This window comes from Streptomyces sp. NPDC016562, assembly GCF_043076955.1.
Taxonomy (GTDB): domain Bacteria; phylum Actinomycetota; class Actinomycetes; order Streptomycetales; family Streptomycetaceae; genus Streptomyces.
On sequence record NZ_JBIBRZ010000005.1, the window covers coordinates 1 to 18542 of the forward strand.

General features: G+C 73.7%; 15 protein-coding genes, 1 rRNA gene and 1 pseudogene. 14 read left to right on the forward strand and 3 right to left on the reverse strand.

Annotation, left to right across the window (positions count from 1 at the left end; all coding sequences use genetic code 11):
• The 3 genes and pseudogenes from rrf to ACF059_RS21715 all read left to right on the forward strand — a co-directional run.
• A 5S ribosomal RNA gene (rrf, locus tag ACF059_RS21705) occupies nt 1-91 on the forward strand; the annotation flags it as partial.
• A gap of 17 nt (nt 92-108) precedes the next feature.
• A pseudogene (locus ACF059_RS21710) lies at nt 109-1068 on the forward strand (hypothetical protein); the annotation flags it as partial.
• Nucleotides 1069-1431: 363 nt separating this feature from the next.
• Nucleotides 1432-2298, forward strand: a complete 867-nt coding sequence (locus ACF059_RS21715; RefSeq protein WP_392060315.1) for a hypothetical protein — start codon at nt 1432-1434, stop codon at nt 2296-2298.
• Between the two features lie 67 nt (nt 2299-2365).
• On the opposite strand, the gene ACF059_RS21720 is transcribed toward ACF059_RS21715, so the two are convergent.
• Nucleotides 2366-3637 carry a DUF1015 domain-containing protein gene (locus tag ACF059_RS21720; RefSeq protein WP_392059577.1) on the reverse strand — a complete coding sequence of 424 codons (1272 nt, stop codon included), beginning with the start codon at nt 3635-3637 and terminating at the stop codon, nt 2366-2368.
• A 118-nt stretch (nt 3638-3755) separates the two neighbouring features.
• Between ACF059_RS21720 and ACF059_RS21725 the strand changes: the two genes are divergently transcribed.
• The 4 genes from ACF059_RS21725 to ACF059_RS21740 all read left to right on the forward strand — a co-directional run bounded on the left by ACF059_RS21725 (nt 3756) and on the right by ACF059_RS21740 (nt 7814).
• Nucleotides 3756-4793: an HAD-IIA family hydrolase gene (locus tag ACF059_RS21725; protein WP_392059580.1), complete on the forward strand. Its 1038-nt coding sequence runs from the start codon at nt 3756-3758 to the stop codon at nt 4791-4793.
• Nucleotides 4794-4888: 95 nt separating this feature from the next.
• Nucleotides 4889-5932 carry a FecCD family ABC transporter permease gene (locus ACF059_RS21730; protein ID WP_392059583.1) on the forward strand — a complete coding sequence of 348 codons (1044 nt, stop codon included), beginning with the start codon at nt 4889-4891 and terminating at the stop codon, nt 5930-5932.
• Nucleotides 5929-6975, forward strand: a complete 1047-nt coding sequence (locus ACF059_RS21735; protein ID WP_392059585.1) for a FecCD family ABC transporter permease — start codon at nt 5929-5931, stop codon at nt 6973-6975. The genes ACF059_RS21730 and ACF059_RS21735 overlap by 4 nt, the downstream gene beginning before the upstream one ends.
• Nucleotides 6972-7814, forward strand: a complete 843-nt coding sequence (locus tag ACF059_RS21740) for an ABC transporter ATP-binding protein (RefSeq protein WP_392059588.1) — start codon at nt 6972-6974, stop codon at nt 7812-7814. Before ACF059_RS21735 ends, ACF059_RS21740 begins: the two co-directional genes overlap by 4 nt.
• Before the next feature lie 80 nt (nt 7815-7894).
• On the opposite strand, the gene ACF059_RS21745 is transcribed toward ACF059_RS21740, so the two are convergent.
• Entirely contained in the window at nt 7895-8242 is a 348-nt protein-coding gene (locus ACF059_RS21745) for an alkyl sulfatase C-terminal domain-containing protein (RefSeq protein ID WP_392059590.1), read from the reverse strand.
• Between the two features lie 64 nt (nt 8243-8306).
• On the opposite strand from ACF059_RS21745, the gene ACF059_RS21750 reads away from it, so the two are divergent.
• The 5 genes from ACF059_RS21750 (at nt 8307) to ACF059_RS21770 (ending at nt 13468) form a co-directional block, all read left to right on the forward strand.
• Nucleotides 8307-8546: a hypothetical protein gene (locus ACF059_RS21750; RefSeq protein ID WP_366867314.1), complete on the forward strand. Its 240-nt coding sequence runs from the start codon at nt 8307-8309 to the stop codon at nt 8544-8546.
• Nucleotides 8547-8553: 7 nt separating this feature from the next.
• On the forward strand, nt 8554-9369 hold the full coding sequence (locus tag ACF059_RS21755) for a TlyA family RNA methyltransferase (RefSeq protein WP_361948260.1): 816 nt from the start codon (nt 8554-8556) through the stop codon (nt 9367-9369).
• Nucleotides 9366-10319: an NAD kinase gene (locus ACF059_RS21760; protein WP_392059595.1), complete on the forward strand. Its 954-nt coding sequence runs from the start codon at nt 9366-9368 to the stop codon at nt 10317-10319. The genes ACF059_RS21755 and ACF059_RS21760 overlap by 4 nt, the downstream gene beginning before the upstream one ends.
• A gap of 107 nt (nt 10320-10426) precedes the next feature.
• Nucleotides 10427-12151 carry a DNA repair protein RecN gene (gene recN / locus ACF059_RS21765; protein WP_392060318.1) on the forward strand — a complete coding sequence of 575 codons (1725 nt, stop codon included), beginning with the start codon at nt 10427-10429 and terminating at the stop codon, nt 12149-12151.
• 198 nt (nt 12152-12349) lie between these two features.
• Nucleotides 12350-13468, forward strand: a complete 1119-nt coding sequence (locus tag ACF059_RS21770; RefSeq protein WP_392059598.1) for a glycosyltransferase family 4 protein — start codon at nt 12350-12352, stop codon at nt 13466-13468.
• A gap of 42 nt (nt 13469-13510) precedes the next feature.
• Here the strand turns inward: ACF059_RS21770 and ACF059_RS21775 are convergent, their stop codons facing one another.
• Nucleotides 13511-15130 (reverse strand): PucR family transcriptional regulator, encoded by a 1620-nt coding sequence (locus tag ACF059_RS21775; RefSeq protein WP_392059600.1) that lies wholly within the window; start codon nt 15128-15130, stop codon nt 13511-13513.
• A 183-nt stretch (nt 15131-15313) separates the two neighbouring features.
• Here ACF059_RS21775 and ACF059_RS21780 point away from each other — a divergent pair, with 183 nt between their 5' ends.
• Both ACF059_RS21780 and ACF059_RS21785 read left to right on the forward strand, forming a co-directional pair.
• Nucleotides 15314-16876: an APC family permease gene (locus tag ACF059_RS21780; RefSeq protein WP_392059603.1), complete on the forward strand. Its 1563-nt coding sequence runs from the start codon at nt 15314-15316 to the stop codon at nt 16874-16876.
• Nucleotides 16877-16887: 11 nt separating this feature from the next.
• On the forward strand, nt 16888-18531 hold the full coding sequence (locus ACF059_RS21785) for a flavin monoamine oxidase family protein (protein ID WP_392059605.1): 1644 nt from the start codon (nt 16888-16890) through the stop codon (nt 18529-18531).
• Nucleotides 18532-18542: the final 11 nt, after the last annotated feature.

Sequence of the window (18542 nt, forward strand, 5' to 3'; positions counted from 1 at the left end):
GCCCGGTTACATTCCGAACCCGGAAGCTAAGCCTTTCAGCGCCGATGGTACTGCAGGGGGGACCCTGTGGGAGAGTAGGACGCCGCCGAACAATCTTTCAAAGGACCCTTGGTCCAGCGTTCAACGCTGGACCAAGGGTCCTTTTTTGTTTCCCCTCTTTACGCCGAAGCGCGGCCATGGGTTGGTTGCGCGAGAATGACTAGCGGTACCCCGAAGACAGGAGTCACACCCATGTCCAACTCTCCCGACGATCGTCCGGAGCGCGAGCCTCGGCGCAACGACGGCGGTGACAGGGGCGGCTTCCGTCGTGACGACCGTGGTAGCGACCGTGGTGGCGACCGTCCCCCGTTCCGTCGTGACGACCGTGGTGGTCGCCCGACCGGTGGCGGAGGCGGCGGTTTCCGTCGCGACGACCGCGGCGGGCGTCCCGCCGGCGCCGGCGGTGGCGGCGGCTTCCGCCGTGACGACCGCGGTGGCGACCGCCCCTCGTACCCCCGCCGTGACGACGACCGCGGTGGTCGCCCCACCGGTGGCGGTGGCGGCGGTGGCGGCTTCCGTCGCGACGACCGCGGTGGCGACCGTCCCAGCTTCCCGCGTCGTGACGACCGGGGTGGGGACCGCCCGAGCTTCCCGCGTCGTGATGACCGGGGTGGGGACCGTCCGTCGTACCCCCGTCGTGATGACGAGCGTGGTGGGTTCCGTGGCGGTCGTGACGACCGCGGTGGCGACCGCCCCTCGTACCCGCGTCGCGATGACCGCGGTGGCGACCGTCCCTCCGGTGGCGGCTTCCGCCGGGACAACGACCGTCCCAGCTTCCCGCGCCGTGACGACCGTGGCGGCGACCGTCCGTCCTACCCGCGTCGCGATGACCGCGGTGGGGACCGTCCCTCCGGTGGTGGCTTCCGCCGCGATGACCGCGGTGGCGACCGTCCGAGCTTCCCGCGTCGTGACGACCGTGGGGGCGACCGTCCGTCGTACCCGCGTCGTGATGACGACCGTGGTGGGTTCCGTGGCGGTCGTGACGACCGTGGCGGTGACCGTCCGTCGTACCCGCGTCGCGATGACCGCGGGGGGGACCGTCCCTCCGGTGGCGGCTTCCGCCGGGACAACGACCGTCCCAGCTTCCCGCGTCGTGACGACCGTGGCGGCGACCGTCCGTCGTACCCCCGTCGTGATGACGACCGTGGTGGGTTCCGTGGCGGTCGTGACGACCGTGGCGGCGACCGCCCGTCCTACCCGCGTCGCGACGACCGCGGTGGTGACCGTGGCGGGTTCCGTGGTGGCCGTGACGACCGCGGTGGTGACCGTGGTGGCTACCGTGGCCGCGATGACCGTGGCGGCGACCGCGACTTCCGCGCGGACCGCGACCGCGACCCGGTCAAGCGGCTTCCGATCGACGACGACGTCACCGGCCTCGAGATCGACGCCGACGTGCGTCAGGAGCTGCTGAGCCTGCCCAAGGGCCTGGCCGAAGAGGTCTCCAAGAACCTGGTCATGGTCGCGCGGCTGATCGACGAGGACCCGGAGCAGGCGTACGCGTACTCCCGCATCGCCCTGCGCCTGGCCTCCCGCGTCGCCGCCGTCCGTGAGGCCGCCGGTTTCGCCGCGTACGCCAACCAGAAGTACAGCGAGGCGCTCGCGGAGTTCCGCGCCGCCAAGCGCATGACCGGCTCCGTCGAGCTGTGGCCCGTCATGGCCGACTGCGAGCGCGGCCTCGGCCGTCCGGAGCGGGCCCTGGCCATGGCCGGTGAGCCCGAGGTGCAGAAGCTGGACAAGGCCGGCCAGGTCGAGATGCGTCTCGTCGCGGCCGGTGCCCGGCGCGACCAGGGGCAGCTCGAAGCGGCCATCGTGACCCTGCAGAGCCCGGAGCTGGCCTCCAACAGCGTCCAGCCGTGGACCGCGCGTCTGCGGTACGCCTACGCCGACGCCCTGCTGGCGGCCGGCCGTGAGGACGAGGCGCGCGAGTGGTTCGGCAAGACCCTCGAAGCGGACAAGGACGGGGCGACCGACGCCTCCGACCGCCTCGCCGAGCTCGACGGTGTCGAGTTCGTCGACGCCGCTGACGCCGGTGTCGACCTGGCGGACGACGTCGACCTGGTCGACGACGCCGACCTGGACGACGAGGACGACGACGAGGACGAGGACGACGCGGAGGTCGCCGCGGCCGAGCGTGCCTCCGACGTCGCCGAGTACTACGACGAGGACGACGAGGAGTACGAGCCGCTGGAGCAGTCCGCGGCCGGCGCCGGCGCCGACGTCGAGGACGACGAGCGGGACTCGGGCCGCGACAAGGCCTGAGGCAGCGTGACATGAAGAAGGGCGGTACCCCGGCCGGGGTACCGCCCTTCTTCATGTCCGCAGGCGCTCAGGTGAGGCCGCGCAGGACCAGGCCGGTGGCCGGTTTGGGGCCGAAGGAGGTGGACTTGCGGGGCATGGTGACGCCCTGGCGGGCCAGGTCCCGGACGACTTCCTCCCGTACGGGGTGCAGCAGGACCGCGGTGCCGCCGTGCCGTTCGGCCATGGCCACGGTGGATGCGGCGTCGTGGATGTACGTGATCTGGTCCGGGGTGTCCGGGATGTTCCAGAGGGCGTCGAGCAGGGTCGCGTGCAGGACGGTGGCGTCGAGCCGGCGCCAGGCCTCGGGGCGGTCGTGGCGGACCGTGCGGTCGAGGAGGGCCAGGTCGGGGTCGGTGACCAGGTGGAAGGTGCCGTCGCCGGTGAGGAGGAAGGCGTTGCCCCGTTCCGAGGCGTCGGCCAGGGCCTCCAGGGCCAGCGGGAGCGGCCCGTCGACCGGGCGGATCCGCCAGTGGCCTTCGAGGGCGGCGAGCGCGTCCGCGACCGGGAGGCGGCGCAGCATCCGGTGGATGGCTCGGACCTGGAGCGGGTAGCGGGCGGTGTCCACGAGCAGGACCAGGCCGAAGTCCCAGGCGGTGGGGGAGCCGTGCTCCTCCTGGAGGCGCAGGTACGTCGCCCAGCGGTGGTGGCCGTCGGCGATGAGGGCCTGGCGGTGGCTGAGATCCGCCGTCAGCGCGGCGAGCTCGGCCGGATCCGTGATGGCCCACAGGCGGTGCTGGAAGCCGTCCTCGGTGGTGGTCGACAGGAGGGGCGCGCGCTGCGCCGTCCTCTCCACGATCTGCGCCGCGCCCGTGGCGGACTCGTCGCCGCGGTAGGTGAGGAGGAGGGGTTCGAGATTGGCGGAGGTGGCGCGCATCAGGCCGGCCCGGTCGGTCACCACGTCCGGCATGACGTCCTCGTGGGGCAGGACGATGCCCTCCTCGGCGGCGGACAGGGCGAGGGCGCCGATGACCCCGCGCTGGAGCAGACCGGCCCTGCGCTGTTCGTACACGTAGAGCGCGGGCTCGGGGTCGGCGCTGAGGATGCCCTGGGAGAGCCAGTCCTGCAGGGTGCGCGCGGCCTGTTCGTTGCGCGCGGCCGGGGTGCCGGCCTGCGGGAGGATCAGGCGGACGATGTTGTGCGGGTCGGCGGATTCGAGGTGGTCGACTCCGTCGGGGCGCACGACCACGTCGTACGGCGGCGAGGTGACGGCGGCGAGGCTGCCGACACGCTCCGGGACATAGCGCAGGCCGTGGAAGGGGATCAGGCGCAGGCCGTGGTCCGCGGTGCCAGGTGTGGTCATTGGTGCATGGTAAATCGCGTCTCGCCATGCGGGATGATCGGGGCAGTATGGAATTAGGACAAGATCGATCTCCCCCCGGCCACGGCGGGGAGGCACCCCCCCCGGAGGAGCGGACAGGATGACCCGGCAGAGCAGGACCACTCCCGCGGCGAGCGAGCGGAGTCTGCACCAGGCGTACGACACGGCCCTGCTGGACCTGGACGGGGTGGTGTACGCGGGCGGTGAGGCCATCGCGCACGCAGTCGACTCCCTGGCCGCGGCCCGGGCCGACGGGATGCACCTCGCGTACGTCACCAACAACGCGCTGCGGACCCCGGACGCCGTCGCGGAGCACCTGAGCGAGCTGGGCGTCCCGACCGAGGCGGGCGAGGTGATCACCTCGGCGCAGGCGGTGGCCCGGCTGATCTCGGATCAGGTGGAGCCGGGCTCGAAGGTGCTGGTGATCGGCGGGGAGGGGCTGCGGGTCGCGCTGCGCGAACGCGGGCTGGTGCCGGTGGAGTCCGCCGACGAGGAGGATCTGGCGGCGGTCGTCCAGGGGTACGGCGGGCCCGAGCTGGCCTGGGGGCGGTTCGCGGAGGCCTCGTACGCGATCAACCGTGGGGTGCCGTGGTTCGCGTCGAACACGGACCTGACGATTCCGGGGGCGCGGGGGATCGCGCCGGGCAACGGGGCCGCGGTGGAGGTCGTACGGATCGCCACGGGCGCGGAGCCCCAGGTGGCGGGCAAGCCGCTGCCCCCGATGCACCGGGAGACGGTGCTGCGGACGGGGGCGCGGCGGCCGCTGGTGGTCGGGGACCGCCTGGACACGGACATCGAGGGCGCCTTCAACGGGGACGTGGACTCGCTGCTGGTGCTGACGGGGGTGACGGACGCGGAGCAGCTGGTGCGGGCCGAGCCCCGGCACCGTCCGACCTATGTGGACCGGGACCTGCGGGGGCTGCTGACGGGTCAGCCGGCGGTGGAGGCGGACGGGGACGGTTTCCGGTGCGGCGGGTGGACGGCGGTGGCGCCGGACGGGGGCGCGCTGCAGTTGCGCGGGGAGGACGGGGATCCGATGGACGGGCTGCGGGCCCTGTGTGCGGCGGCGTGGACGGCCGCCGGGGACGGGGTGTGCACGGCGGACGCGGCGAAGGCGCTGGCCAGGCTGGGGCTGTAGGGGCCGCGAAGGCCGGGCCGGCTAGAACCGCGCAGGCGGCACTGGGCAGGACCGCGGAGGCTGCACCGGGTTCAGGGTAGGCTAACCTAACTCGCGTGTTGGTCGAGAGTCCCCCTGAATCCGAAGCCGGGCCGAGCGCCCGCCCGCGCCGGCGAGCCCCGCGCGTCGCCGGGCTGCTCGCGGCCCTCGCCGTCCTGGCGTCGATCGCGGTCGTGAGCATCGCCGTGGGCGCCCGGCAGATGCCCCTGGGCGAGGTCTGGCACGGCCTGTTCCACTACACGGGAACCCCCTCCGACGTGGTGGTGCGCGACCTGCGGGTCCCACGCACCCTCCTCGGCCTGATGGTCGGCCTGGGCCTCGGACTGTCCGGCGCGGTGATGCAGGCGCTGACCCGCAACCCGCTCGCGGAGCCGGGGATCCTCGGCGTCAACGCGGGCGCCGCGGCCGCCGTGGTCTCCGCCATCAGCTTCTTCGGCGCGCGTTCGCTGAGCGCGTTCGTGTGGTGGGCCTTCCTCGGCGCCGCCGTCGTCTCGGTCGCCGTGTACGTGCTCGGCGGCAGCCGCAGCGCGACGCCCGTACGCCTCGCGCTCGCCGGTACGGCGGCCAGCGCGGCCCTGGTCGGCTACATCAACGCCGTCCAGCTCCTGGACAGCAAGGCCCTCGACAAGCTCCGCTTCTGGACGGTGGGTTCGCTGGCCTCGGCGAACATGGACACCGTCCGGCAGGTCGCCCCCTTCCTGCTGGTCGGCGCGGTGCTCGCGCTGTCGCTGGGCCGGTCGCTGAACGCGATGTCCCTGGGCGACGACACGGCCCGGGCGCTCGGCGCGCACCTGACGCGGACCCGGATCGCCGCGATGCTCGCCATCACCCTGCTGTGCGGCGCGGCGACCGCCGCGTGCGGGCCGATCGTCTTCATCGGGCTGATGATCCCGCACCTGGTACGGGCCTTCACCGGGCCCGACATGCGCTGGGTGCTCGCGTACTCGGCCGTGCTCTCGCCCGTGCTGCTGCTCGGCGCCGACGTCGTCGGCCGGGTCGTCACCCGGCCCGCCGAACTCCAGGTCGGCATCGTCACCGCGCTCATCGGCGGGCCCGTGTTCATCTACCTGGTTCGGCGCAAGAGGATGGCCCAGCTGTGACCGCGACCGCCCGCACCCGCCGGCTGGCCCTCCCCGGCGGGATCTCGCTGCGCGTCGAGCGGCGCGCGCTGCTCGTCGGGGCGCTCCTCGCCGTGGTGGCGCTCGCGCTGGCCGTCCTGCTCATCGGCACGGGGGACTTCCCGATCGCGCCGTGGGACGTCGTGCAGACCCTGCTGGGCAACGGCACCCCGGCCCACGACTTCATCGTCAACGACCTGCGGCTGCCGCGGGTGCTGGTCGCCCTGCTCGTCGGCGCCGCCCTCGGCATGGCCGGATCGGTCTTCCAGTCCGTCTCCCGCAATCCGCTCGGCTCCCCGGACCTGCTGGGCTTCGGCTACGGCTCGGCGGTCGGCGCGCTCGTCGTGATCATCGTCTTCCACGGGGGCGCGACCGCGGTGGCCGGGGGCGCGCTGCTCGGCGGCCTGCTGACCGGAGCCGCCGTCTACCTGCTCGCGTACAAGAAGGGCATCCAGGGCTACCGGCTGGTGCTCGTCGGCATCGGCGCCTCCGCCATGCTCATCGCGGCCATCCAGTACCTGCTCACCAAGGCCCAGGTGGTGGACGCCACCCGCGCGATGGTCTGGCTGACCGGTTCGCTGGCCGGCCGGGACTGGGCGCAGGTGTGGCCGCTGCTCGCGCTCTGCGCCGTGCTCTTCCCGCTGATCCTCGGGCAGGGGCGGGCGCTTCGGATGATGGAGATGGGCGACGACGCCGCGTACGCCCTCGGAGTGCGGGTGGAGCGGACGCGGCTGCTGCTGATGCTGGCGGCGACCCTGCTCACCACCGCGGCGAGCGCCGCGGCCGGGCCCATCAGCTTCGTCGCGCTGGCCGCGCCGCAGCTGGCGCGGCGGCTGACCCGCTCGCCCGGCGGGAACCTGCTGACCGCGGCCCTCATGGGCGCGGTGCTGCTGCTGGCCTCCGACTGGGCCTCACAGCGCGCCTTCGGCGCCGACCAGCTGCCGGTGGGCGTGGTGACCGGGCTCGTCGGCGGCGTCTACCTGCTCTGGCTGCTCGTCACCGAGCGCAAGGCGGGACGTATATGACTGCGACACACAGGAACGTGAGGAGCACGCGAGTGCAGCGGCTGACCGCGGAGAACGTGACCCTCGGCTACGACCAGCGGGTCATCGCCGAAAACCTGTCGGTGGAGATCCCCGACCACTCCTTCACGGTGATCGTCGGCCCCAACGCCTGCGGCAAGTCCACCCTGCTGCGGGCCCTGTCGCGGATGCTGAAGCCGACGGTGGGGCGGGTGCTGCTGGACGGGGCGGCGATCGGTTCGATGCCGGCGAAGACGGTCGCCCGGACGCTGGGCCTGCTCCCGCAGTCCTCGATCGCGCCGGACGGCATCACGGTGGCGGACCTCGTCTCGCGCGGCCGGTACCCGCACCAGGGGCTGCTGCGGCAGTGGTCGGCGCAGGACGAGCTCGTCGTGCAGGAGTCGATGGCCGCGACCGGGGTCGCGGAGCTCGCCGACCGGGCCGTGGACGAGCTGTCGGGCGGGCAGCGCCAGCGCGTGTGGATCGCGATGGCGCTGGCGCAGCAGACGCCGCTGCTGCTGCTCGACGAGCCGACGACGTACCTGGACATCCAGCACCAGATCGATGTGCTGGACCTGTGCGCCGAGCTGCACGAGGAGCAGGGGCGGACGCTGGTGGCGGTGCTGCACGACCTGAACCACGCGGCGCGCTACGCGACGCACCTGATCGCGATGCGGGACGGGAAGGTCGTGGCGGAGGGGCCGCCGGGGGAGGTGGTGACGGCGGAGCTGGTGGAGCGGGTGTTCGGGCTGCGGTGCCGGGTGATCTCCGATCCGGAGACCGGGACGCCGTTGGTCGTGCCGGGGGCGCGGGGGGCCCGAGCCGTGGCTCGGGCTCGGTAGCGGGCGGGGCCGGGCCGTCGGGTGCCGGGGGCGCTGCCCCCGGACCCCCGCGCCTCAAACGCCGGCGGGGCCGGATTGGGCTACAGGAGGCTTTTCAGGCGGAGGAGGTCGCGGAGGCCGGCTTCCAGTTTTACTCGGCCCGAGGCCCAGGCCTTGGCGAACTTGAGGTCGCCCGCCACCAGGGCCAGCAGGTCGTCGCCGGTCATCGCGAGACGGATCTCGGCCTTCGTGGCCGGTGGGCCCGGGGCGAGGGCGTCCACCCGGATGCGGCCTTCCGCGAGGCGGCCCGTGAAGGTCTGGTCGAGGTCCGTGATGTGGCAGCTCAGGGAGCGGTCGAGCGCGGCCGCGCCGCGTACGCCGCCCTCGGCCCGCGCGAGGTTGCCGGAGAGGGTGTCGAGTGCGTCGCGGCACTCCTGGATCGTAGCCATCGTGATCACGACCGTACCGCAGAGCCGTGCGTGGTCGTCGGGCGCTACGGGGTAGCGTCAGGGCATGACCGACGAAGCTGCCGAGACCCCGCCCGGGCCCGCCGGGCCCCTGGCGCTGGGCCTCGTACGCACGCCCACCGGCCACGCCGGAGTGGACGCGCACCTGGCGCGGCTGGCGGACGCGGACCACCTCGCGGCGGACGGACACGTCGAGGTGTACGAGGATGTCCACAGGGGGCTGCGCGAAGCGCTGACCGCGCTGGACGCACCGCCCGTCCCTGGTCCGTACGAAAACAGGAGCTGAACCGAACGTGGCAGGAGTGGCACGCCGCCGCCTGGACGCCGAACTGGTACGCCGCAGCATGGCCCGCTCGCGCGAGCACGCCGCGCAGCTGATCGCCGCGGGCCGGGTGACCGTGGGCGGAACCACCGCGACCAAGGCGGCCACCCAGGTGGAGACCAGTGCGGCCCTGGTGGTGCTGAAGGACGACAGCGACCCGGACTACGTCTCGCGCGGCGGCCACAAGCTCGCCGGTGCGCTGGCCGCCTTCCAGCCGCAGGGGCTGCGCGTCGAGGGCCGCCGGGCGCTGGACGCCGGCGCCTCGACCGGCGGCTTCACCGATGTGCTGCTGCGCGCGGGCGTGGCCCACGTCGTCGCCGTCGACGTCGGCTACGGGCAGCTCGCCTGGTCGCTGCAGAGCGACGACCGGGTCACGGTCAAGGACCGCACGAACGTGCGCGAGCTGACGGTGGAGCTGATCGACGGGGTCCCGGTCGACCTCGTCGTCGGTGACCTCTCCTTCATCTCCATCGGGCTGGTGCTGCCCGCGCTCGTACGGTGCTGCGCGCCCGACGCGGACCTGGTGCTGATGGTCAAGCCGCAGTTCGAGGTCGGCAAGGACCGGCTGGGCAGCGGCGGCGTGGTGCGCAGCCCGGAGCTGCGGGCGCAGGTCGTGCGCGAGGTCGCGGCGCAGGCCGCGAAGCTGGGGCTGGGCGTCCTCGGGGTGACCGCGAGTCCGCTGCCGGGGCCGTCGGGCAACGTCGAGTACTTTCTGTGGCTGCGGGCGGGGGCACCGGAACTCGACCCGGCGGATGTTGACCGTGCAGTGGCGGAGGGGCCGCAGTGACAGATTCATCGGTTTCATCGGAATCAGAGGGTTCGGCGGTTTCGGCGGTTTCGGGGGAGGGGCGCACGGTCTTCCTGCTCGCGCACACCGGGCGGCCCGCGGCCATCCGCAGCGCCGAGCTGGTCGTGAAGGGCCTGCTGCGGTGCGGGCTGGGCGTACGCGTCTTCGCGCACGAGGCGGTGGACCTGCCGCTGCCGTCCGAGGTGGAGCTCGTCACCGAGTCCACCCCGGGCGTGCTCGACGGCTGTGAGCTGCTGATCGTGCTGGGCGGGGACGGGACCCTGCTGCGGGGCGCGGAGTTCGCGCGCGCCTCGGGGGTGCCGATGCTGGGCGTCAACCTGGGCCGGGTGGGGTTCCTCGCCGAGGCCGAGCGGGACGACCTGGACCGGGTCGTGGACCGGGTGGTGACGCGCGCGTACGAGGTCGAGGAGCGGATGACCCTCGACGTGATCGTGCGGACCAACGGGGACGTGGTCCACCGGGACTGGGCGCTGAACGAGGCCGCGGTCCAGAAGGTGTCCCCGGAGCGGATGCTGGAGGTGGTCCTGGAGATCGACGGGCGCCCGGTGTCCGGCTTCGGCTGCGACGGGATCGTCTGCGCGACTCCGACGGGATCGACGGCGTACGCCTTCTCGGCGGGCGGCCCGGTGGTCTGGCCGGAGGTGGAGGCGCTGCTGATGGTGCCGATCAGTGCGCACGCCCTGTTCGCGAAGCCGCTGGTGACCTCGCCCACGTCGGTGCTGGCGGTCGAGGTGCAGACCGGTACCCCGCACGGGGTCCTGTGGTGCGACGGCCGACGGATGCTGGAGCTGCCGGCCGGGGCCCGCGTGGAGGTCCGCCGCGGGGCGGTGCCGGTGCGGCTCGCCCGGCTGCACCACGCGTCCTTCACGGACCGGCTCGTCGCCAAGTTCGCGCTGCCGGTGTCCGGGTGGCGTGGCGCACCGCACTGAGAGATGTCCCCTTGTGCGTAAATAGCACGTCCGTTCGGAGAGCTCCCGGCGGGTGACGTCACATGGCACCCGTGAAACCTCGGTATCGTCGTCCCGTGCTTGAGGAGATGCGGATACGGTCGCTCGGGGTCATCGACGACGCGGTGGTCGAGCTGTCGCCCGGTTTCACCGCGGTGACCGGCGAGACCGGCGCGGGCAAGACGATGGTCGTCACCAGCCTCGGGCTGCTGCTCGGCGGCCGCGCCGACCCCGCCCTGGTACGGATCGGGGCCAAGGCGGCCGTGGTCGAGGGCCGCATCGTCATGCGCCCCGACGCCCCCGCCGCCGTACGCGCCGAGGAGGCCGGGGCCGAGCTCGACGACGGCGCCCTGCTGATCAGCCGGACCGTGTCCGCCGAGGGTCGCTCGCGCGCCCATGTCGGCGGCCGCTCCGTGCCCGTCGGCCTGCTCGCCGAGCTCGCGGACGACCTGGTCGCCGTCCACGGGCAGACCGACCAGCAGGGCCTGCTGCGGCCCGCCCGGCAGCGCCAGGCCCTCGACCGGTACGCCGGGGACGCCGTCGCGGTTCCGCTGGAGAAGTACGGCTCGGCCTACCGCAGGCTCCGCGCGGTCGCCGTCGAGCTGGAGGAGATCACCACCCGGGCCCGGGAGCGGGCCCAGGAGGCGGACCTGCTGCGCTTCGGACTGGACGAGATCGCGGCCGTGGAGCCGGTGGCCGGCGAGGACGTCGAGCTGGCGGCGGAGGCGGAGCGGCTCGGCCACGCCGAAGCGCTCGCCTCGGCGGCGCAGCTCGCCCACGCCGCGCTCGCGGGCAACCCCGAGGACCCGGAGGCCATCGACGCGAACATGCTCGTCGCGGGCGCCCACCGGGCCCTGGAATCCGTACGGTCGCACGACCCGGCGCTCGGCGCGCTCGCCGAGCGGATCGGGGAACTGGGCATCCTGCTCACCGACGTGGCCGGGGAGCTGGCGGGCTACGCCGACGACCTGGACGCCGATCCGCTGCGGCTGGCCGCGGTGGAGGAGCGGCGGGCGGCCCTGACGCAGCTGACGCGCAAGTACGGCTCCGAGGGCACCGTGGACGCCGTGCTGGAGTGGGCCGAACAGGGCTCGGCGCGGCTGCTGGAGCTGGACGGCGACGACGAGCGGATCACGGAGCTGACCGCCGAGCGCGACGGGCTGCGGGCCGAACTCTCGCAGCTGGCCCAGGCGTTGACCGACGCCCGGATGGAGGCGGCGACCCGGTTCGCCGCCGCGGTCACCGAGGAGCTGGCGTCGCTGGCGATGCCGCACGCCCGCGTGACGATCGACATCCGGCAGACCGAGGACCCCGAGGGCGTGGAGGTCGACGGCCGCACGGTCGCCTACGGCCCCTCGGGCGCCGACGAGGTCGAGCTGCTGCTGGCCCCGCACCCCGGGGCCCAGCCGCGGCCGATCGCCAAGGGCGCCTCGGGCGGTGAGCTGTCCCGGGTCATGCTGGCCGTGGAGGTCGTCTTCGCGGGCTCCGACCCCGTCCCCACGTACCTCTTCGACGAGGTGGACGCGGGAGTCGGCGGCAAGGCGGCGGTCGAAGTGGGCCGGCGCCTCGCGAAGCTCGCCAAGTCGGCGCAGGTCGTGGTCGTCACGCACCTGCCGCAGGTGGCCGCCTTCGCCGACCGGCAGTTGCTGGTCGAGAAGACCAACGACGGGTCGGTGACCAGGAGCGGTGTCACCGTCCTGGAGGGCGAGGCCCGCATCCGCGAGCTGTCGCGCATGCTGGCGGGACACGAGGACTCGGTCTCGGCGCGCGCGCACGCCGAGGAACTGCTGGCCGCGGCGCGCGCCGACGCGTAGGCACCGGCGACGCGGAGACACCGCCGCCGCCACCCGGCCCGGCGTCATCCGGCCGGACATCCCTAGCCCGTGTGGGTGAGGCTGAGGGGTGTCCGGTGAGATCCTCCACCGGATCCGCACCCGTATGGTCCCGGAACGCGCGTGCGGACTGGCATTCTTGGCGACGTCTCTGACTCCCTCACCCTGGAGCTTCGGCCCGTGAGCAGCTCCCCGGTCACCCCGCCCGCCCCCGCCCAGCCCTACGGGTGGCCCCCGCTGCGCACCGTCCAGGTGCTCGACGACCGTGCGGGCGCGGGCAGCAGCGCGCACGTACGGTCCCTCGCGATGGGGCTCGCCGCGCGCGGGGTACGGGTCACGGTGTGCGCACCCGTCCGGGCGGAGGGGGAGTACGACTTCACCGGCGCCGGGGCGAGGTTCGCACCCGACGCGGTGAACGTCCTGCGGGCCGCCTGCGCCACGGCCGACGTCGTGCACGCGCACGGGGTACGGGCCGGGATGCGGGCCGCGCTCGCCGTGCGGGGGCGACGGGTGCCGCTGGTGGTGAGCTGGCACGGCGACGGCCCCGCGGCCGGGGGCGCGCTCGGGCGGCTGAGCCGGATGCTGGAACGCCACGTGGCGCGGGCCGCGGCGGTGGTGCTCGGGGCCTCCTCGGACCAGGTGGACCTCGCGCGGCTGCGGGGCGCGCGCGACGCGCGGCTGGCGCCGGTCGCCGTGCCGACGGGCTCGCCGGTGGCCGACCCGGGCAAGGTGCGGGCGGAACTCGGCGTGGTGGAGCGGCCCCTGCTGATCGCCGTCGGCAGCCTGGTGGAGCACCGCGGGTACGCCGAACTGCTCGACGCGGCGCGGGAGTGGCGGACGCTGGACCCCGCCCCGCTGCTGGTCATCGCGGGGGAGGGGCCGCTGCGGGCCGAACTGTCCCGGCGGATCGAAGCGGAGGACCTGCCGGTGCGGCTGCTCGGGCGGCGCCGGGACGCGGCGCGGCTGCTGGCGGCGGCGGACGTGGCGGTGCTGCCGAGCCGGTGGGCGGCCCGGGCGCTGCCGGCGCAGGAGGCGCTGCGGGCAGGGGTCCCGTTGGTGGCGACGGCGGTGGGGGGCGTGCCCGAGCTGGTGGGGGAGGCCGCGGTGCTGGTCCCGCCGGGGGACGGGGCCGCCCTCGCCTCGGCCGTGACCGGCCTGCTGGCGGACCCCGGGCGGCGGGCCGCGCTGGCCGGGGCCGGGCGGGCGCAGGCCGCGACCTGGCCGTCGGAGGACGACACCGTCGCGCAGGTCCTGTCCGTCTACGACGAGCTGATGGAGCGGGAGCGGGTCCGGCGGTGACCGACCCGGCCCCGGACCTGGACCCGGCCCCCGCACCCCGCCTCAGGAAGAGGTGTGGCGGCGGGCGCGCAGGGCCAGGCTGAGGGAGAGCACCGTTTCGGGGTCGTCCAGGTCCGTGCCCAGGAGTTCGGAGATGCGGGCCAGGCGGTTGTAGAGGGTCTGGCGGTTCAGGTGCAGCTCGCGGGCGGTCTCCGCCTTGCGGCCCGCGTGGGCCAGGTACGTCTCCAGGGTGGGCAGCAGCGGCGGGCGCGAGGTCGTGTCGTGGGTGCGCAGCGGGCCGATCGCCCGGTCCACGAAGGCCGCGAGGTCCGGGTGTTCGCGCAGCCGCCACAGCAGCAGGTCGATGTCCAGCTTCCGCGCGTCGTACCAGGGGCGGGCCGGCAGGCCGTGGGCCGCCGTGGCCGTCTCCGCGGCGTGGCGCAGGCCCGCCGAGGCGGCCGCCCAGCCGCCCGCGACGCCGACGACCACCGCCGGCGGGGCCGCGGCCCGGTCCAGGCCGGCCCGTTCCACCCCCGCCCGCAGCGCCGCCGAGACGCGGTCGGCCACCGCCGTACGCTCCGACTCGGCGCGCAGCGACACCAGGAGCGGGACGCGCCCCTCCACCGGCCGGACGCCCAGCAGGACCGGCACGCCGACGGAGGACAGCTCCTCCAGGACCGCGCGGGCCAGGACGGCCCAGTTCCCCGACGGGCTCGTCTCCGAGGACAGCCGCATCACGATCGGCAGCAGCGGACCCGCCCCCGGCTTGAAGCCCAGGACGCGGGCCTGGGCGGGAGCGTCCTGCGCCGAGATGCGGCCCTCCGCCAGGTCCGTCAGGAAGTCGCCGCGACCGCGCGCCGCGAGCTCCTCCTCCTGGCGCGCCTGCATGAGGACCACGGCCAGGACCCCCGCCGTGCGCTCCGCCGCCATCCGGTGGACCGGGAGCAGGGGGCCCGAGACCCCGACCAGGACGACCCGGGCCCGTACCGAGCCCGTGCCGTGGCCCCCACCCGGTACGTCGATCACCACCGTGTTCGCCGAGGGCTCGCTCTCGCGCTGGCCCCGCAGGCCCTCCCAGACCTGGAGCGGGTCCGCGCCCGCGTCCCCGGCCGAGCTCCCCGCCGCGTACAGCAACTGCCCGTCGGGGGTCTCCAGGAAGACCGGGTTCCCCGTGAAGTCGGCCAGGATCCGCAGCACCTGCGGGATGCCGCCACCGCCCAACAGGGCCTCGGTGCACCGCCGGTGGACCTCCTCGGCCCGCTGGAGCAGCGCGTAGTGGTGGTTGACGATCTCGGTGTGGACCTCCTCCGTCACGGTGACGAAGGGGACCTCCCGGTGGAGCTGGACCAGCGGCAGCCCCGACGTGCGCGCGGTCTCCACGATCGTCGCCGGCAGGCGGGTGAAGCGCGGGCCCAACTCGACCACCAGCGCGGCGATCTGGCGGTCCGCGAGGCGGCGTACGAAGGCGCGCTGCTCGGCGGGACGGGTGCCGAGGCCGAGTCCCGTGGTCAGCAGCAGCTCGCCGCCCTTGAGGAGGGAGGCGATGTTCGGCACCTCGCCCGCGTGCACCCAGCGGACGGTGCGGCCCAGGCGGTCGGCGCAGGCCACCACCTCGGGGAGACCGCTGCGCAGCCCCGGCAGCTCCAAAGCCCGCTGAACCGTGATCCCGCCCTGGTTGTCCATATCGCGGGACGGTACCGGCAGGCCTGTTCCGAACACATCACTCCTCGGTTACAAGTGACGCGCTGCCGCCCGAACGGCCCGACAACTCGTCGCCTCCGCAAGGAGATTATCGGACCACGTGCCGATTGTGGCGTGCGTCACGCCCGGCGAGAGTGGGCGCCCTCCACACGGAAGAGGACCGCAATGAGCAAAGACATCACCGGTGAGTCGCCCCAGGCACCCGCAGTCCCGCAGGTCCAGCGGCTCAAGGCGAACTCCGTCGGGCTGGTCGGCGTCGTGTTCATGGCTGTCGCGACCGCCGCCCCGATCACCGCGATGACGGGCAACCTGCCCATCGCCGTCGGCTTCGGCAACGGCACCGGCGCCCCCGCCGGATACCTCTTCGCGACCCTCGTCCTGACCGTCTTCGCGGTCGGCTACGTCGCCATGGCCAAGCGGATCACCGCCGCCGGCGCCTTCTACGGATACATCTCGCACGGCCTCGGCCGGATCGCCGGCATGGCGTCCGGGATGCTCGCCGTCCTCGCGTACATCGTCTTCGAGGCGTCGATCGTCGGCGTGTTCTCCTACTTCGCCAAGACCACCGTCCAGGACCAGCTCGGCGTGGACCTGCCCTGGATCCTCTACGCCGCCGCGATGCTGGCCGTCACCGCCGCCCTCGCACACTTCGACATCAACCTCACCGCCAAGGCGCTCGGCGTGATGCTCGTCGCCGAGATCGCCGTGCTGTTCGCCGTCGCCACCGCCGTACTGATCGCCGGCGGCGGCCCCGAGGGGATTCCGCTGGAGCCCGTCAACCCGAAGAACGCCTTCACCGGCACCTCCGCCGGCCTCGGCCTCTTCTTCGCCTTCTGGTCCTGGGTCGGCTTCGAGTCCACCGCCATGTACGGAGAGGAGTCCCGCGACCCCAAGCGGGTCATCCCCAAGGCCACCCTCATCTCCGTGGTCGGCGTCGGCCTCTTCTACATCTACGTCTCCTGGATGACCATCGCGGGCAACGGCATGGCCAAGTCCGTCGAACTGTCCGCCTCCGCCAACCCCCTCGACCTGTTCTTCGCCCCCACCGAGTCCTTCATCGGCGCCTGGGCCGTCGACACCTTCCAGTGGCTGCTGCTCACCGGCTCCTTCGCCTGCGGCATGGCCTTCCACCAGTGCGCCGCCCGCTACCTCTACGCCATCGGCCGCGAGGGCTTCCTGTCGCCGAAGCTCGGCCGCACCCACCCCCGGCACGGCTCCCCGTACGTGGCCTCCGTCGTGCAGACCGCCATCGCCACCGCGCTGGTGGCCGGTTTCTGGCTCACCGGGCAGGACCCGTACCTGCACCTCTACACGCTGCTCGCGATCCTCGGCACCATGGCGATCCTGATCGTCCAGACGCTGTGCTCCTTCGCCGTCATCGGCTACTTCCGCAAGAACCACCCCGAGGACCGGCACTGGTTCAAGACCTTCACCGCCCCGCTCCTCGGCGGCATCGGCATGATCGCCGTGGTGGTCCTGCTGGTCCTCAACATGGAGACCGCCGCGGGCAGCGCGGCCGGCTCCGTCTTCTTCAAGCTCATCCCGTGGATCGTGGGCGCCGTCTTCCTCGGCGGGCTCGGCCTCGGCCTCTGGCTCAAGGCCAAGGCCCCCGCGCGCTACGAGATCATCGGCCGGATCGTCCTGGAGGACGCCGCCGAACGCCCCGCCGGGCCCGCCGTCCCGCCGCAGGCCGCCCCGTCCGACCCCACCGCCGCCGCACACCTCTGAGGAGCCCCGCCATGGCCCGTACGCCCGTCATGCACGCCCTGCGCCGGCTCGCCGCCGAGCACGCGGCCGCCCGGAGGCTCGCGCTGCCCGCCGCCGAGGTCCGCGGCTCCACCCGCCGCGAACTCCTCGCGCGCGCCGCCGCGCTCGGCCTCGGCACCGCCTTCGCCTCCGCGGGCGCCGCCACCGCCCATGCCGCCGCGACCGCCCCCACCGCCGGCCCCGACAAGAAGCCCGTCGGGCCCGCCCGCGTCGCCGTGATCGGCGCCGGCATCTCGGGGCTCACCGCGGCCCTCACCCTCAAGGACGCGGGGATCCCCTTCACCCTCTACGAGGCCAACCCCAGTCGCGTCGGCGGCCGGATGTGGACCCAGTCCGGCCACTGGGCGTACGGACAGACCTCCGAAATCGGCGGGGAGCTGATCGACACCAGCCACAAGAAGATCCTCGAACTGTGCCGCCGCTTCAACCTGCCCACCGAGGACTTCCTCGGCGGCGGCCCCAACGGCGCCGAGGAAGTCCTCTGGTTCAACGGCGAGTACTACTCCCGCACCCAGGCCGACGAGGACTTCAAGGCCGTCTACCAGGCCCTGCACCGGGACCTGTCGGAAGCCGGGGAGGTCTCCTGGAACAACACCACCGCCGCCGGCACCGCCCTGGACAACATGACCCTGTACGAGTGGATCGAGACCCGTGTCCCCGGCGGCCACGGCTCGCAGCTCGGCCGCTTCATCGACGTGGCCTACAACGTCGAGTACGGCGCCGACACCGACCGGCAGTCGGCGCTCGCCCTGGTCCTGCTGATGGGCTACCAGCCGAACCCGGGCAACTTCAACGTCTGGGGCCTGTCCAACGAGCGCTACCACATCACCGGCGGCAACGACCGGCTGCCTAAGGCCATCGCCGCCGCCCTGCCCGCCGGTTCGCTCGTGATGGGCCGCGAGCTCGTCGCCGTACGCGCCAACGCCGACGGCACCCAGACCCTCACCTTCAACGACGCGGGCTCGGTGCGCACCGCCGTCGCCGATCACACCGTCCTGTGCCTGCCGCTGCCGATCCTCCAGCGCATCGACACCTCGCAGGCTGGCTTCGACCCGCTGATGCGCAACCTGCTGCGCGACGCCCGGATGGGCTTCTGCACCAAGCTCAACATGCAGTTCACCGCCCGCCCCTGGCGCGGCACCGGCCCCTGGCCCGGTGTCTCCGCGGGCGACTGCTTCACCGACTCCGCGGTGCAGCAGACCTGGGACACCACCAAGGTGCAGCCCGGCACCGGCGGCATCCTGCTCCAGTACGGCGGCGGCAGCCTCGCCGGATCCCTCACCCCGGGGAGCCCCTTCGCCACCGAGGCCGACCCGTACGTCCGCGACCTCGCGGCCCGGATGCTGACCGGGATCGACGCCTTCTACCCTGGCACCAAGGCCGTCTGGACCGGCCGGGCCCAGCTCTCCGCGTGGCACCGCAACCCGTACTCGCTGGGCGCCTACTCGTACTGGCCGACCGGCTACCTGCACCGCTACGCCAAGTACGAGGGCACCGCGCAGGGCAACGTCCACATCGGAGGGGAGCACTGCAGCTACGACTTCCAGGGGTTCATGGAGGGCGGCGCCACCGAGGGCGAGCGGGCGGCCCGGGAGGTGATCGCCGCCCTCGTCTGACGCCGGACGGC

Coding starts and splice junctions, on each gene's coding strand:
- ACF059_RS21750 (WP_366867314.1), top strand. CDS start 8,307: ATGACCGACGAAGCTGCCGAGACCCCGCCCGGGCCCGCCGGGCCCCTG.
- ACF059_RS21775 (WP_392059600.1), bottom strand. CDS start 15,130: ATGGACAACCAGGGCGGGATCACGGTTCAGCGGGCTTTGGAGCTGCCG.
- recN (WP_392060318.1), top strand. CDS start 10,427: ATGCGGATACGGTCGCTCGGGGTCATCGACGACGCGGTGGTCGAGCTG.
- ACF059_RS21745 (WP_392059590.1), bottom strand. CDS start 8,242: ATGGCTACGATCCAGGAGTGCCGCGACGCACTCGACACCCTCTCCGGC.
- ACF059_RS21785 (WP_392059605.1), top strand. CDS start 16,888: ATGGCCCGTACGCCCGTCATGCACGCCCTGCGCCGGCTCGCCGCCGAG.
- ACF059_RS21725 (WP_392059580.1), top strand. CDS start 3,756: ATGACCCGGCAGAGCAGGACCACTCCCGCGGCGAGCGAGCGGAGTCTG.
- ACF059_RS21720 (WP_392059577.1), bottom strand. CDS start 3,637: ATGACCACACCTGGCACCGCGGACCACGGCCTGCGCCTGATCCCCTTC.
- ACF059_RS21780 (WP_392059603.1), top strand. CDS start 15,314: ATGAGCAAAGACATCACCGGTGAGTCGCCCCAGGCACCCGCAGTCCCG.
- ACF059_RS21740 (WP_392059588.1), top strand. CDS start 6,972: ATGACTGCGACACACAGGAACGTGAGGAGCACGCGAGTGCAGCGGCTG.